This is a genomic window from Aeromonas sp. SrichE-2G, from assembly GCF_017939565.1.
GTDB classification, from domain to species: Bacteria; Pseudomonadota; Gammaproteobacteria; order Enterobacterales; family Aeromonadaceae; genus Aeromonas; species Aeromonas taiwanensis.
On the sequence record NZ_JAGKRG010000004.1, the window covers coordinates 1,166,745 to 1,184,482 of the forward strand.

At 56.9% G+C, this 17,738-nt stretch carries 4 protein-coding genes; all 4 read left to right on the top strand.

Going from position 1 to position 17,738, the window contains the following annotated elements; genetic code table 11:
• The first annotated feature begins 1,531 nt into the window (after positions 1 to 1,531).
• Entirely contained in the window at positions 1,532 to 13,369 is an 11,838-nt protein-coding gene (locus J9885_RS19935) for a peroxidase family protein (protein ID WP_282598282.1), read from the top strand.
• Positions 13,370 to 13,613: 244 nt separating this feature from the next.
• Positions 13,614 to 15,368, top strand: a complete 1,755-nt coding sequence (locus tag J9885_RS07290) for a type I secretion system permease/ATPase (RefSeq protein WP_210548577.1) — start codon at positions 13,614 to 13,616, stop codon at positions 15,366 to 15,368.
• Positions 15,365 to 16,711, top strand: a complete 1,347-nt coding sequence (locus J9885_RS07295; RefSeq protein WP_052365681.1) for an HlyD family type I secretion periplasmic adaptor subunit — start codon at positions 15,365 to 15,367, stop codon at positions 16,709 to 16,711. Before J9885_RS07290 ends, J9885_RS07295 begins: the two co-directional genes overlap by 4 nt.
• 105 nt (positions 16,712 to 16,816) lie before the next feature.
• The coding region (locus J9885_RS07300; protein ID WP_210548578.1) for a hypothetical protein at positions 16,817 to 17,738 on the top strand (922 nt) is incomplete at its 3' end.

Consider the following 17,738-nt stretch of genomic DNA (forward strand, 5'->3'; position numbering starts at 1 on the left):
AGATATCGCTTAATTTTGTGCGAACACGTGAATAGAAACGGTACTGTTCCCGACTCGTGTTAGAAAGTCTTTTGACTTCAACAAGGAACGTCTAATGGGGTTCATTAGAGTTCATTTCAGCCGCCAAAGAACCATGGCAATCTGAAATTAGGTGCCATTCGGATTACAAGTCATGACACATCTATCTTCATAGCTACCTTAAATAATATCAAAAAATGGTACTAATATGTTTTTGGAATAGCGCCTTCCTTGCAGCCCTCTTCGGCGTTTAGAGGAATAGCCATTTCGATGGTGCCGCTCCTTTGACGGTGTGGGCATGTTTCTCGTCGTCCCTATGTTCGTCCATATCGGAGTTGAGTGCAGTCTCGACGGTGAGTTCGGGCAATGGCTGGCTCAGGCCTCCCGGGAACCTGTTCGGACTAGATGTCTTTGGCCTGCCAGCAGTCAGTGCTTTGAGTTTCTCTTGGACTATTTGCTGACTCACGAAGGTATCTTTTTGAAAAAGTTAATTATTATTGTGTGGTTACACGATTGGGTTTACAAACTCCAGGCATCCGTATCAGCCATTTGGGGGCTTGTTTTGTTTGATGACTAGTCAGAACGTCCCGGTTGGACTGAGTTTCCTTCCTTGAATGCTACTGTTCGAAACAGTTTTTAAACTCGAGCGAACATTCAAACCCAAAAAATGTCATCAATGTTTCAAGTAGATGTTTTTATTGGTGTTTGTAAATTAGGGTGTGGGGGAGGAATATGTAAATTTCAGTTTTTCAGGTTATTGCAAGCCTATCAAGCTAGGTTTCATGCATCATAATGTTAAAACTAAAGTATGCCCTTGGTATTAACTGCGTGGAGATTAAATTCATCACATTTCATGATGGCAGCATTTGAATAGTGCCCCAATAATCAAACGCGTAAGATGTTGACAATATGGATGCGGGAAGCATATGGCTAGTAGCAAGATTGATGTACTGTTATAGCTCTAATTTGCAACTGAGTTGTGACATCAGCATCAATCATCGTTTTCATGACTTAAAAATATTTAAAGAGCCACCGGGTTGTTTTTAATGGTGGTGGGCCAAGTTATTTCAAATTTGGCTGGCTGCTGGCTTTGTATTGATTTAGGTAATGCCGATAGAAATTATTGGTAGACATACATTATGTCGCAACATTGGCATATTGGATGCTTTGCATTAACTATTTCACCTTGAGTTGAAAATGGTTTCAATTCGATGATGGAAGGTGCTTGTTCTCACCTCCCGTCAAGGAGTGAGTTATGTCACCTATTTCTTGCTTTCACAGCGTCAAGAGAAGGCTGGGGGCCAATTTGCATGCCCCGTAAAGACCAAAAGTCAGCATAAAAATAACATGGGCGCTTATTACAGGAGCACAGCCAAATGATTTGCCCTCCTTATCTTACCAGCTGTTATCAAGTAAGGAGACTCACAAGCTGTGTATGCCAACCGGTAACAGCGCATGGGTAGGATCTTGTTTCCTTTCCTGGCTTTTACCAAATGAGTCAGAGGGTATTATCATGGCTGATTTGAGCAAGTCAGATCTAGAGTTCATCCTCCTGCAGATCCAGATCGCCGAGGCCCACGCGGCGGGCGAAGACCTGCAAAACCTGATTCCGAATACGGAGTTGCCGTGGGGGTTGCGCACGATCACCGGGGAGTTCAACAACCTCCTTGAGGGACAAGAGGACTTCGGCAGCGCCGACAGCACCTTCCCACGGATGCTCCCCGCAGAGTTTCAGAACGAAAGCGATGAAGTCGGGTTTGACGCGGACGGGCCCGGGCCCGCAGGGGCGGTGACGAACACAGACTACGGTGTGACGGGGAGTGTCGTCGATTCCGATCCGCGCATTATCAGCAACCTGATCGCCGATCTGACGCCGAACAATCCGGCGGCCGTCGCCTTGGCTGGCAGTGCCGGAGATGATGGTATCTTCGGTGACGACCCCAGCACGGCCGATGTCGACGAGAGCCTGGATGACGTCCTGAACGATGGCGTTGAAGTCGTGTGGGCCACGCGGGAGGACGGCACGGCGTTCAATACGTTCTTCTTCGCGAACGAGGCTCCCGACCTAGGCCTGAGCGCCGGTTTCAACCAGTGGATGACGTTCTTCGGCCAGTTCTTCGATCACGGACTTGATTTGGTGACCAAGGGCCAGAATGGCAACGTCTACATTCCGCTGGCGGCGGACGACCCGCTGGTACTTGGCGCAGACGGTGTCGCGGGGACGGATGACGATCTGCCGGAAGCGCAGCGCTTCATGGTGGTGAGCCGCGCAACGCTCGAGGGTGGTGTAGTCGGCGAAAACATCAACACGACCTCGCCGTTCGTCGATCAGAACCAGACTTACTCTTCTCATCCGTCGCACCAGGTCTTCCTTCGCGAGTACGAACTCGACGCGAACGGTCGGCCGGTGGCGACCGGCAAGCTGATCGTCAACCGTGACCTTGGCGAGGATGGAAAATACGGCACGGCCGACGATATCGTGCTCGGCGGCATGGCTACCTGGGCGGTCGTCAAGGCGCAGGCCCGAGACATCCTCGGTATCAACCTGACAGACGCCAACTACAATAATGTACCGCTGCTCGCGACCGACCAGTACGGCATGTTCCAACGCGGCCCCAACGGCTTGCCGATGGTGGTCATGAGCAATGGTGACCTGGTCGAGGGGAACATTGATGCACCGATCAGCCTGGTCGGTGCTGTCCCTACCGGCCATGGGTTCCTCGATGACATCGCGCACAACGCGGTGCCGGTGTTCAGCGCCCCGGGCGTTCTCGCCCCGGACGCCGATAGCCAAGCCGGTAATGGCGTTGCCTTCGACCCCTTGACGGGGCGCAATCTCGAGTACGACAACGAACTGCTCGACGCGCACTACATCGCCGGCGACGGCCGCGTGAACGAGAACATCGGCCTGACGGCCGTGCATCACGTCTTCCACTCCGAACACAATCGACAAGTCGACGAGATCAAGCAGACACTGCTCGACTCCGGCGACATAGACCTGCTGAACGAGTGGTTGGCTACCCCGGTAGTGGAGATCCCGGCGGATCTGTCGACGCTGGTGTGGAACGGCGAGCGCCTGTTCCAGACGGCCAAGGTCGCGACCGAGATGCAGTACCAGCACCTCGTGTTCGAGGAGTTCGCGCGCACGATCCAGCCCAATATCGACGCCTTCCTCGACTTTAATGACACCATCGATCCGGCGATCGTCGCCGAGTTCGCGCACACGGTGTACCGGTTCGGACACTCAATGCTCGACGAGACCGTCGCCCGGCTAGATCCCAACTTTGCATCCAGTGAAATCGGGCTGATCCAGGCTTTCCTGAATCCGCTGGAATTCAATGAGAACGGCACCCTGACCCCGGAAGAAGCAGCAGGTGCGATTATTCGCGGTATGACGCGTCAGGTGGGCAACGAGATCGACGAGTTCGTCACCGAGGCGCTGCGTAACAATCTGCTCGGCTTGCCGCTGGACCTGGCGACGATCAATCTGGCTCGTGGAAGAGACACTGGCATTCCATCGCTGAACGAGGCACGCAGAACCTTCTTCGAAGGGACCGGTGACGCACAGCTGGCTCCCTACACAAGCTGGGTCGATTTCTCGTTGCACATGAAGAATCCGGTCTCGCTGGTCAACTTCATTGCGGCTTATGGCACGCATGAAACTATCACCAGTGCCCTTACGCTGGCGGACAAGCGGGCCGCAGCGACGGCATTGGTGTTGGGAAATGGCATCCTCGACGAAGCCGACCGGATGGCGTTTCTGCACGGCACGGGCGTTTACGCTAGCACCCTTGGTGGCCTGGAAAACGTAGACCTGTGGATCGGCGGCCTTGCCGAGGACAATGCGCCGTTCGGCGGCATGCTAGGTTCAACCTTCAACTTCGTGTTCGAGACCCAGCTCGAGGCCCTGCAGAACGGTGACCGCCTGTACTACCTGCACCGGTTTGCGGGAACGCACTTCCTGACAGAGCTTGAAGCAAACTCCTTCGCCAAGCTGATCGCCCAGAATACGGACGTCGATCACCTGTCCGGCCTCGTATTCCAGACCCCCGGCTTGACGCTCGAGGTAGATGAGGTGCGGCAGTTCAACGAAGGCCTGGGCAACGATGATCCAACCTGGGACAACCCATTCATTCCGCTGGTGGTCCGTGACAATCCGTCGACCCCCTCGGACGAAGACAGCGCCAACAATTACCTGCGGTACAACGGTGACCAGCACGTCGTACTGGGCGGTACCGAAGGCAACGACACACTCATTTCCAGCGAGGGTGACGACACTATCTGGGGCGACGGCGGCAACGATCGGATCGAGGGCGGATTCGGCAACGACATGATCGAGGCCGGCGCCGGCAACGACATTATTACCGACGTCGGCGGTGACGACGTGATCAAAGGGGGTGACGGCCACGACGTGATCCACGGCGGCCAGGGCCTGAACCTGATCATCGGCGGTAGCGGCAACGACTTCATCATCACTGGTGACGATGTCAGCGAAACCTTTGCTGGCGAGGGCAACGACTTCATCCTCGGCGCCCGGCTCGACGCCTTCCCGAACGGCAATGAAGGCGACGACTGGCTTGAACGCGGCCTCCAGGACGGCGCGGCCGGCGACATGTTCGATCCGCTCGAGCGGGACGAGACGCGCGGCAACGACGTGTTCCTCGGCGATGGCGGCTTCGACGAGACGTTAGGCGAGGGCGGCGACGATATCGTCGTCGGCAGCGAAGGGCCCGACAAGTACACACTCGGTTCCGGCTATGACTGGGTCACCTATAAAGACGGCCGGTTCGGCGTTTATGCCGACATGTTGAACAATGGTGCCGTCGCCGGTCCGTTGCCACAGTCCCTGGCTGGCACGGCGCAAGTCTTTGCGTTCACTGAGGGGTTGTCGGGGTCGTCGCACGGCGACATCCTGCGCGGCGATCACGAAGACGCCCTGACCCTCCCCGGCAACGGTGCGCAAGGCAGCGTGCTGTCGCAGATGGACCTGATCAGCGGCCTGCGAGCCTTGATCGGCACGGCGGCCATGCCCGGCGAAGACGGTATTGCAGGCAATGCCGACGATGAGTTCGGGTCGGGTAACATCATCCTCGGTGGTGAGGCGAGTGACATCATCGAGGGGCGCAGTGGCGACGACATCATCGACGGCGACCGCTGGCTGAACGTCCGGATCAGCGTGCGCGAGAACGCCGACGACCCCAATTCGGAGATCGCCAGCTTCAATTCGATGCAGGCGCTCGTGCCGTTGATGATGAATGGCACCTATAACCCGGGCCAGCTGGTGATCGTGCGCGAGATCCTGGACGACGACAATGCCTTCGACACGGCAATGTTCTCGGGCAACCAGGATGAATATACGATAACGACCGATGCCGTCTCCGGCGTCACGACCGTGGCGCACACGGGCGGCACGACGCTCGACGGCGTAGATCGCCTGACCAACATTGAACGCCTGCAATTCAACGACAGTTCGTTGACGCTAAGCGGTACCAACTCAAACCCGGTGGGTGAGGTGACGGTCACGGGCATCGTCGCGGTCGGCCAGACCCTGACGGCCTCGATCGCGGGTGTCACCGATGCCGACAGCCCAGACGGCATCACCGGCCGCGTCACCTACTTCTGGCAGTACGAACAGGTCCCCGGCAGCGGGCTGTTCGTCGACATTACGCCGGAAGGCGGTGGCCAGCCGAGCGAGTTCGGGCCGACGTTCGTCGTCCGCGCTGACCTCGAAGGTCTCCTGCTGCGCGTCAAGGCGCACTACCAGGACGCTACCGGTGTATACGAGACCGTGTTCTCGGGGCAAACAGATGCCGTGGAGCCCGGCACGCCGCCAGCACCGCCCGCGCCGCTACTGAGTGAACAGAACGGCGTCGTCAGTGAAGGCGTGCACTTCATCGGCTCCGATCTGCAGTTCATTCTGGATCAGATCAAGATTGCGGAGGCGCATGCCGCAGGTGCGGACCTGGCGTCGCTGCTGCCCAACGCCCGCATGGCGCTCGGCTTGCGCACGGTCGACGGCTCGTTCAACAACCTGCTGGAGATCAATGACCAGGACGCGATATTCGGCGCAGCCGACAACACTTTCCCGCGCATGTTCCCCGCGGAGTTCCGCGACGAGGGTGACGACGGGCCGTTCTTTAACGTCTCGAACAACAACTACGGGACGACCGGGAACGTCGTCGATGCCGACCCGCGCATGATCAGCAACCTGATCGTCGAGCAGACGGCGAATAACCCTGCGGCCTATGCGTTGGCGTACGACCCGGGCGCGGATGGCGTGCTCGGCACGGCGCTCGACCGAGGGGATGACGTCCTGAGGGACGGCGTGGGGATCGTCCAGGGCACGCGCGCGGATGGCTCCACGTTCGAAACGTTCGTCTTCCCGAACGTTGCGCCCGACGTCGGCCTCAGTGCCCCCTTCAACGCCTGGATGACCTTCTTTGGCCAGTTCTTCGACCACGGCCTGGATCTGGTTACCAAGGGGGGTAACGGCAATGTCTACATCCCCCTGGCGGCGGACGATCCGCTGGTGCTTGGCGCAGACGGCATTGCCGATACAGCAGACGACCTGCCGATCCAGCAGCGCTTTATGGTGATGAGCCGCGCGACGCTCGAGGGCGGCGTGGTCGGCGCAAACACGAACACGACCTCGTCGTTCGTCGACCAGAACCAGACTTACTCGTCGCATCCGTCGCACCAGGTCTTCCTTCGCGCGTACGAACTCGACGCCGATGGCCATCCGGTTGCAACCGGCAAGCTGCTCGTCAACCGTGACCTCGGCGACGATGGAAAATACGGCACGGAGGACGACGTCGTGCTCGGCGGCATGGCTACCTGGGCGGTCGTCAAGGCGCAGGCTCGCGACATTCTCGGCATCGACCTGACCGACGCCAACTACAACAATGTGCCGCTGCTCGCGACCGACCAGTACGGCATGTTCGAGCGCGGCCCCAACGGCTTGCCGATGGTGGTCATGAGCAATGGCGACCTGGTCGAGGGTAACCTTGATGCACCGATCAGCCTGGTTGGCGCAGTGCCTACCGGTCACGCCTTCCTCGACGACATCGCACACAATGCCGTGCCGGTGTTCAATGCCGCGGGCGATCTCGTTCAGGACACCGACGCCCTTGCCGGTAATGGCGTTGCCGTCGATCCCTTGACGGGGCGCAATCTCGAGTACGACAACGAACTGCTCGACGCGCACTACATCGCCGGCGACGGTCGCGTGAACGAAAATATCGGCCTGACTGCCGTGCACCATGTGTTCCACTCGGAACATAATCGCCTGGTCGACCACACCAAGGAAGTGATCCTCTCCACCGGCAACGTCGATTTCCTGAACGAATGGCTGGTTACGTCGGTCGATGCGATCCCGGCCGATCCGTCCACGCTTGACTGGAACGGCGAGCGTCTGTTCCAGGCCGCGAAGTTCGGCACCGAGATGCAGTATCAGCATCTGGTGTTCGAGGAGTTCGCACGTACGATCTCGCCGAACATCGATGTATTTATCCCGGGCTTGCAGAACTACCAGACCGAGATTGATCCCTCGATCGTCGCGGAATTCGCGCACGTCGTATACCGCTTCGGGCACTCGATGCTGACCGAGCAGATCGACGTGCTTGACCCGCAGTTCCAGCAAGTCTTTGTCAGCGAGGAGGGAGATCCCGCCCCGATCGGTCTGATCCAGGCGTTTTTGAATCCGCTCGCCTTCGCGAGCATCGACCAGGACGCGGACGTGGCGGCGGGGGCTATCATCCGGGGCATCACCCGCCAAGTGGGTAACGAAATCGACGAGTTCGTCACCGAGGCGCTACGCAACAACCTGCTTGGTCTCCCGCTGGACCTTGCTGCGATCAACCTGGCCCGCGGCCGCGACACCGGTATTCCATCGCTGAACACGGCGCGGACACAGCTCTATGAGGCGACGGGCGACAGCGCCCTGGCCCCATACACGAGCTGGGCCGACTTCGTCCAGCACATCAAGTATCCGGAGTCGCTGATCAACTTCATCGCGGCCTACGGTACCCACTCAACCATCACCAGCGCGTCGACGCTCGATGAAAAGCGGGCCGCAGCAACGCTGCTGGTGTTCGGTGGCACTGACGCACCGACCGACCGGAATGAGTTCCTGAATGGCACGGGGGCGTACGCCGCCGACCTCGGTGGTCTGAACGAGGTAGACCTGTGGATCGGTGGTCTGGCCGAGGAGAAGATGCCGTTCGGCGGCATGCTCGGCTCTACGTTCAACTACATCTTCGAGACGCAGCTCGAGGCGTTGCAGAACGCCGATCGTTTCTACTACCTGGAGCGCGCGGCGGGCCTCAACTTCATCACCGAGCTCGAAAACAACTCGTTTGCGAAGATGATCATGGCAAACACCGATGTCACGCACTTGCCGGGGCTGGTCTTCCAGAACAACCTCGTGCTCGAGGTGGACCCGTCAGCACAGAACGGGGCGGACCCGACTAACGGCAATCCGTTGTCGCCGCTGGTGATTCGCAACAATCCGGCCACCCAGGGTGCCGACACGAATTACCTGCAATACACAGGTGAAGACCACGTGGTGATTGGAGGCACCAATCCAGGTAACAACAGTAATCCGACCGGAAACGACATCATCATCTCCAGCGAGGGTGACGACACCATCTGGGGCGATGGTGGCAACGACCGCATCGAAGGCGGTCACGGTAACGACCAGATTCGCGGGGGGGCCGGTGACGACATCATCACGGACATAGGTGGTGACGATAACCTGCAGGGCGACGACGGCAACGACGTCATCCACGGTGGCTCCGGCGTCAACCTGATACTCGGCGGCTTTGGCCAGGACTTCATTGTGACCGGTGAGGATGCCAGCGAGGCCTTTGGCGGGGCGGGCAACGACTTCATCCTGGGGGCCGACACAAACGAGCAGGACCTTGGCAACGAAGGCGACGACTGGCTGGAAGGTGGACTGACCGACGGCTCGCCGGGCGACAACTTCGACCCGCTCGGTCGTGACCTCATCATCGGCAACGATGTGTTCATCGGCTCCGGCCTGACGGACATCATGAACGGCGAAGGTGGCGACGACATCATGTATGGCGCCTCTGGGCCGGGCGACAAATACCTTGGCGCATCGGGCTTCGACTGGGCGACGTTCGACCTCTCGCCTGACGGCGTCAGCATGAACATGGCCGTCCGGGCGAACCTCGCGGGACCGATCCCGATCGCGGCCGGCATCAACGCCCGCTTCTCGTTTGTCGAGGGCCTGTCAGGGTCTCACCAGGCCGACCTGCTGCGCGGTGACGACGCAGACTCTGTCTCGATTGCGCTGGCCGGAGCGCAAGGCAGCGTGCTGACCAACTTCGATCTGATCGATGGCTTGCGCGACTTCGTCGGCTCGGCTGCGGCCATCGGCCCCAATGGTGCCAGCTTCGGTGCCGGTAACATCCTGCTTGGGGGGGGCGGCAGCGACATCATCGACAGCCGCGGTGGTGACGATCTGATCGATGGCAACCGTTACCTGAACGTTCGCATCGCCGTGAGCAATCCCGGGCCAGGTGTGGCAGCGTCGTACGACAGCATGGTGCCGCTCGTGCCGCTGATGTTGAGTGGCGCGGTGAACCCCGGGCAGTTGAGCATCGTCCGCGAGATCGAGACCAGCAATGCCGGCGTCAACGTCGACTCTGCAATCTTCTCGGGTTCGGTGAACAACTACCTGATCGACCAGATCGAAGGTGCTGACACTGCGACGACGGACGACGACGTCTACCTCGTCACGGACACGAACGTCGGCCTGGGTAGTGATGGGAGCGACAGAGTATCAGGGATCGAACGCCTGATATTCTCGGACTTTGTGACGAACCTCGTCGACACCAGCGCGATCAACGCGGCTCCCGAGGGCAATCTGGCCGTCACCGTCAACCTCGCTGGTGCGACGCCAATGCTGAGGGTCTCCGCGGCGGGGGTGACCGATGCGGACAACGTGTCTGATACCAACCCGACCGGCGCGATCCTCAGTCCCATCACCTTCATCTGGCGTCAGGAGGTGAACCCGGGGTCAGGTGTCTTCCGTGACGTGGTGGTGGCAAACGGCGTTGGTGAGGATCCCCTGACAGGAGCTGAAGTCCCGCTGACGTCATTCGCGCCAGGAGGCGGGGCAATCCAGGTACTGGCGGTCTACGAGGACGCCCACCACGTGCTCGAGCCGCTGTTCTCGACGCCCATCAACGTGATCATCGGCACGGAAGGTAACGACGTCCTGATCGGGACCGCGGCCGATGACCTGATCTTCGGATTGGGCGGCAACGACACGATCAGCGGCCTGGACGGTGACGACTTGATCGACGGAGGGGACGGTAACGACACCCTGGACGGCGATGCCGGTAACGACACCCTGAACGGTGGTGACGGTAACGACACCCTGAACGGTGGTGCCGGCAACGACACGCTGAATGGTGATGCCGGCGACGATACGCTCGACGGTGGTGCAGGGGCGGATGTGATGGCGGGGGGGATTGGCAACGACACCTTCCTGGTCGACGACCTGGGCGACACCGTGAACGAGGTCGCCAACGAAGGCACCGACACCGTTCGCACGACACTCAACACCTTCTCGCTGGCCGCATTGCTGGCGGTCGAAAACCTGGCGTTTGATGGCACCGGCGACTTCGTCGGCATCGGCAACAACCTCGACAACGTGATCGACGGCAGCACCGGCAACGACATGCTGAACGGTGAGGGGGGGGACGACACGCTGAACGGTGCGGGCGGCAATGACACGCTTGATGGTGGCACGGGCAACGACACGATGGCTGGCGGTGCCGGCAACGACATCTACGTCGTCGACTCGGTGACCGACGTCGTGACCGAAGCGCCAGGCGGCGGTACTGATACGGTTCAGACGAGCACTCTCGCCGCGTACACGCTGGGCGCCAACGTCGAGAATCTGACGAACACCGGTAACGGTACCTTCACCGGTAACGGCAATGGTCTCGATAACGTCATCAACGGCGGTGGTGGTGTCGATACGCTGAACGGTGGCGCCGGCAACGACACGCTAAACGGCGGTATCGGCGACGACATACTGAATGGCGGTATCGGCAACGACATACTGAACGGCGAGGCCGGCAACGACACCCTGAACGGTGATGCAGGCAACGACACCCTGGACGGTGGTGCGGGCGTCGACGCGATGGCGGGGGGGATTGGCAACGACACCTACATCGTCGATGCGGCGGGTGATACGGTGACCGAAGCGGCAGGGGCCGGTACGGACACGGTCCAGACCAGCACCCTTCCCACATATACGCTCGGCGCCAACGTCGAGAACCTGACGAACACCGGCAACGGCCCGTTCACCGGCAACGGTAACGTGCTCGACAACATCATCACCGGCGGTGGTGGGACAGATACGTTGAACGGTCTGGATGGCAACGACACCCTGAACGGCGGTGCAGGCAACGATGTGCTGAACGGCGGTGCTGGCAACGACACCCTGAATGGCGGTGATGGCAACGATGCGATGGTGGGAGGGAGCGGCAACGACACCTTCCTGGTCGACGACCTGGGCGACACCGTGACCGAGGCCGCCAACGAAGGCACCGACACCGTTCGCACGACGCTCAACACCTTCTCGCTGGCCGCATTGCTGGCGGTCGAGAACCTGGTGTTCGCCGGCACCGGCAACTTCGTCGGCACTGGCAACGACCTCAACAACGTGCTCGAAGGTGGTTCCGGAGACGATGCGCTGAATGGCGCGAGCGGCAACGACACGCTGAACGGCAATGCCGGCAACGACATGCTGGACGGCGGAGCGGGCAACGATGCGATGGCGGGGGGAGGCGGCAACGACACCTACATTGTCGACTCGGCTGCGGACACAGTGACCGAAGCCGCCAACGAAGGCACCGACACCGTTCGCACGACCCTCAACGCGTTTTCGCTGGCCTCATTGCTGGCGGTCGAAAACCTGGCGTTTGTCGGCACTGGCGACTTCGTCGGCACCGGCAACAACCTCGACAACGTGATCGACGGTAGTACCGGCAACGACACGCTGAATGGCGGAGCTGGCAACGACACGCTGAACGGTGATGCCGGGAACGACACCCTGAACGGTGGCACGGGCAACGACGTGATGGCGGGTGGGGTCGGCAACGACACCTACATTGTCGACTCGGCTGCCGACACCGTGATCGAGGCCGCCAATGAAGGTATCGACACCGTTCACACGACGCTCAACGCCTTCTCGCTGGCCGCATTGCTGGCGGTGGAAAACCTGGCGTTTGCCGGCATCGGCAACTTCGTCGGTACCGGTAACGACCTCAACAACGTGATCGATGGTGGTGCCGGCAACGACACGCTGAACGGCGCGGGCGGCGACGACACGCTGAATGGCGGTGCCGGCAACGACACCTACGTCGTCGATTCGGCTAACGACGTCGTCACCGAAGCGGCAGGCGGCGGTACGGATACGGTTCAAACGGGGACTCTCGCCACCTATACGCTGGGCGCCGACGTCGAAAACCTGATCTACACCGGCAACGGCCCCTTCACCGGTAACGGCAACGGCCTTGACAACGTCATCACTGGCGGTGGCGGAGCCGACACGCTGAACGGCGGTGCCGGCAACGACACCCTAAGCGGCGGTATCGGCGACGACACGCTGAACGGGGGGACAGGCAACGATACGATGGTTGGTGGAGCGGGCAACGACATCTACCTAGTCGACTCGGCTACCGACGTCGTGACTGAAGGTGCAAACGCCGGCACGGACACGGTGCTGACGGCCCTTGCTACCTATTCGCTTGGCGCCAATGTCGAGAACCTGACGAATACCGGCAACGGAACGTTCACCGGCAACGGCAACGGTCTCGCCAACGTCATCACTGGCGGTGGCGGTGTCGACACGCTAAGCGGCGCCGCCGGCAACGACACGCTGAACGGCGGTGCCGGCAATGACACGTTGAACGGCAATCAAGGCAACGACACGCTGAGCGGCGGTGTCGGCGCCGATATCCTGAATGGTGATGTCGGCGACGACATACTGGACGGCGGTACCGGCAACGACACCATGAACGGTGGTGCCGGAGACGACATCTTCCTGTTCGGGCAGGGCAGCTTCGGCGCCGACGTGATCAACGGTTTTGATGCCACCGCGGGTGGTGGCCAGGATCTTCTCAACCTCACCGGGGCTGGGGTCACATCGGCGAACTTCCTCGATCGCGTGGACATTGTCGACCTGGGGGCAAACACACAAGTCACGGTCGAGGATGCCAATGGTGTGGCTCTCGGGACGATCCTGCTGAACGGCGTGAATGGCAATGGCCAGAATGTCATCACCATTCAGGACTTTGACTTCACGAGCTAGGAGACGAGTCGTACAAGCAATCAGTTTTCGAGGCCAGGGAACCGGCCAGAGAAAGCACAGAAGGTGCATCGGAGCCGCCGCCCCCCAAGCCTGTCGGGCGGGTGCGGCGGCACCGGAGCGGGGGGACGTCACCATGACCAGGGGTGATGGCACCACCATGCTAGAGGGACTAAAGAGCCAGTTACTATTGACAGACTTTAATCTGTAAATACCCAAGATAGCTGCCGCTATAAGGAGATAGGGTATGGCAAGCCAGCACCCGTCGAAAGAATTGAATAATGCCTTGGAGGGTACCAAGGGGGCCTTTATTCTACTGATGTTTTTTGGCTGCATTATTAATTTGTTAATGCTATCACCGGCGATCTATATGTTGCAGGTATACGACCGGGTGTTGGCTAGCCAGAATACGACAACCCTGCTGGTGCTGACATTATTGATCATTGGTTTATATATCCTGATTGCGATGCTGGAATCTTCCCGTGCCAGAGTGATGACCCGATTTGGCAATCGACTGGATGTCATGTTAAACCAGTTGGTGTTTAATGCAACATTCAAGAAGAAATTAGAAACTGGAGATAATAATCCAGCCCAAGCACTGACGGAACTGTCGCAAATTCGCCAGTTTCTTTCCGGCAACAGTCTGTTCGCATTGATGGATGTGCCATGGACGCCGTGTTATCTATTGATTGCTTTTATCGTCCATCCGTTGTTGGGTTATCTCTCAGCTGGGGGCATATTGATTCTCTTTAGCCTGACACTGGTGACTGAGTTTTCGACCAAACGTCAGATCCAGCAAGCGAATGAATTGACCGTCGACAGTACAAGCAAACTCAACAAACAATTGCAGAACACCGATGCCATTGAAGCGATGGGGATGCTGCCCAAGCTGAAACAGCGGTGGCTGGAGCAGCATAAAAAAGTGCTGATATTGCACACGCAAATCGCGGATAAGACCACGCGACTCAGCAGCCTTGGGCGTTTTGTTCGGGTATTGTTACAGTCCATCGCACTGGGTGCCGGTGCCTTGCTGGTGATCGATGGCGAAATCACTCCCGGTCTGATGATCGCGGCCTCCATTATCTTGGGGCGTGTGCTCAATCCGGTAGAGCAAGTCATCGGTAACTGGAAGCAATTTGTACAGTTTCGTAGTGCATGGCGTCATATATCAGTGCTGCTGCAGGAGTATCCCGCTCCGAAGGAGGTACTGACCCTGCCTCGGCCGGTGGGCAATATTAGTATGGAAAGTGTCTTTGCCGCCCCACCTGGCAATCATACTCCCACGCTGTGCAATATATCTTTTCATCTCGAGGCCGGGGATGTGCTCGGTATTATCGGGCCTTCCGCATCAGGAAAAACCTCACTTGCCAAGTTGCTGGTTGGCGTATGGAGTCCGCTATCCGGCAAAGTCAGATTAGATGGTGCGGATATAGCGTTATGGGATAAGTCACTGCTCGGTCCGTCACTGGGTTATTTACCACAAGATGTCGAATTGTTTGATGGCAGCATTGCCCAAAATATCTGCCGTTTTGATGCAATCAATAGTGAGCTTATCGTTGCCGCCGCACAGCTGGCAGGTGTACACGAAATGATATTACGGTTGCCACAGGGTTATGATACCCCCCTGGGAGCCGGTGGACATCAGTTATCAGGCGGGCAACGACAGCGTATCGGCCTTGCGCGTGCGGTCTACAACGATCCTGCGTTTATCGTCCTGGATGAACCAAATTCCAATTTGGATGATCTGGGGGAGGGGGCCTTACTCAGAGCCATCCAGATTCTGAAAACCAAACAAATAACCACGGTAATTATCTCTCATCGGCCAACCTTGCTTGGTATTGTCGATAAGGTACTGCTACTAAGGGATGGTGTCATACAAGAGTTTGGCGGGCGGGAAGAAGTATTTGCTAATTTAAGGAAGGCCAACATATTGAAGCCTGTTGCGATCAATCAAGCATCAGTAGCACCAGCAGGGGAAATCAAGAAGGAGGCAACAATATGAACCCACCCATTGTTCATCTGGCTGATCAACAGAACGTAGCCTCTGAAAATATGGTCGACACCAACATCTGGTCGCCACTGCTCGCTGGATTCATCACAGTATTGTTTGGTGTTGGGGGATTTCTGGCCTGGTCGATGCTGGCGCCATTGGATGCGGGGGTCGTCGCCGATGCCACTGTCACTGTGTCCAATAATCGGAAAACAATCCAGCACCTGAGTGGGGGGCGAATTATCGATATTCATATCAGTGAAGGGACAATCGTACATAAGGGACAACCTTTATTAACTCTGGATAAAACCCAGATTGAAATGAAGCACAGCACACTGAGTGCGCAATATTTAGTGGCCAAGAGTATCGAGGACCGCCTGCTGTCAGAGCGGGAAAATCGGGCTGAAGTGTTGTTCAGTGAAAAATTGACCAAGGCATTCTCGCATAATCAGCGATTGAAAGAAGTCATGACGTTACAAGCAGAGTTATTCGAAACAAGGAGGCATGCTGTTCAAGGTGAAATTGCCATGCTTGATGAGAGTCTGAAAGGCGTTGAGCAACAGATTGGTAGTCTGAGTAAGGTAAGAGATTTTCGCGAACGCCAACTGACGTTGATCAATAAAGAGTTGGGTGCTGCTCGCAGCTTGAATGCAAAGAAATATTACCCTACAGCACAACTACTGGGGGTAGAACGTGAAGCCGCCGAGCTTTCTGGCAAGCTGTCAGAAGATATTCTGGAGATCGGGAAATTAAAAAGCCAACATAATGAATTGAAGTTGAAGCGTTATCAATTACATCATGAGTATATTCGTGATGTTGAGTCAGAGTTGACCCGTCAACAAAAGGAAATTGCGACGCTGGAGGATGAATTGATTGCGACTAAGCATGAGTTGGATAATGTAATCATTCGTTCACCTATAGATGGCGTCATTCTTGATATGAAGGTAAGTACTATAGGTGGGGTGGTACAACCCGGTGAACAATTAATGGATATTGTGCCAGCAAATCAACCGTTACAGATCAATGCCATGATCCCTGTTCATGCCATCGATAAATTAATACCTGGCATGCCGGTTGAAATACTCTTTCCTGCCTTGAACCATGCATTGTTACCTTCCATTCCTGGTGAAGTGTTGACCGTGTCTGCCGATCGACTCGTGGACAAGGTAACGCAACGACCCTACTACCTGGCAGAGGTTCAAGTGACAGAAGAGGGAGTACGGCTGCTGGGCGTCTACCAGATCAAGGCTGGCATGCCCGCAAGTGTGACGGTGAAAACCGGTGAGAGGACGTTCATGAACTATTTGTTAAAACCTTTCCAGGCGCGATTACAATTGGCCTTGAAAGAAATTTAAATTAACGGACTGACATTTAATTCGATTCAGCCCATGACTGATTGTGCGGGGGCCCAAGCCCGGGTACATACATCCGAATCAACAACACATTAGCAAGGTTGACTTATGAATATTAAACATCATGACGTTGACACAAATGAGGTGAGCGTCTCAAACTATCCAGTTGACAGTGCTGCCGTGGTAGATGATCCGTCAGCATTGAAATCAAATAAAAAAATGACCAGAAGGGATTTTTTGCGATCGACAGGTATTTTATATGCGGCATCGGCAATGATAGATACCAAGCACGCCCGTGCCGGAGATGATGACGATGAGGATAGCCCCCCACCCCCTGTGGTACCCCCCAGTCCGAGTACAATACCTTGGACGATCCACTTGCCTACAGAGATAAACTATCTGGCCCCAACCCGGAATATATCCCCGGCACCAACCAAAGTTTGTAACAAGATAGGTAGGCTTGTTGAAGCCGGGCGCGAACCACATCAATTATGGGAGTATTTTAATTCAAAATACAATTTAATGGATTATACCTACGAGATTTATGCCGTGCAGTTTGATGAATGGACATACAATGAAGCATACCCCAAACAGCGGCATTGGGGTTATCAGGCTGATCCAGATGTTGCAAAGCTCAATCAATATGACCTTCTGAAATATAAAATCATGCCAAGCGTAGTGGTGGCAGCTAAATATGGCCAGCCAATTATTTGTCGAATTCATAATAATCTACCTCTGGATCATGATGGCTTTGGGACTCCCGAGATATCCACCCATCTGCATAATCTTCATACCGCCTCCGAGAGTGATGGTTATCCAGGTGATTACTATAGTGAGGAAATCGCCGGCCCCACGTTATCGTATGGTCCCGGAGTATATAAGGATCATCTATATGCCAATCTTAAGGCTGGTTTTACCGATTTGGTAAGATGGAAGGATGGTAAGGGAGATCCTACAGAGGCCTTGGGTACTTTGTTTTATCATGACCATACTGACAATTTTACGGCACCCAATGTATATCGTGGCTTGG

Coding starts and splice junctions, on each gene's coding strand:
- J9885_RS19935 (WP_282598282.1), top strand. CDS start 1,532: ATGGCTGATTTGAGCAAGTCAGATCTAGAGTTCATCCTCCTGCAGATC.
- J9885_RS07290 (WP_210548577.1), top strand. CDS start 13,614: ATGGCAAGCCAGCACCCGTCGAAAGAATTGAATAATGCCTTGGAGGGT.
- J9885_RS07295 (WP_052365681.1), top strand. CDS start 15,365: ATGAACCCACCCATTGTTCATCTGGCTGATCAACAGAACGTAGCCTCT.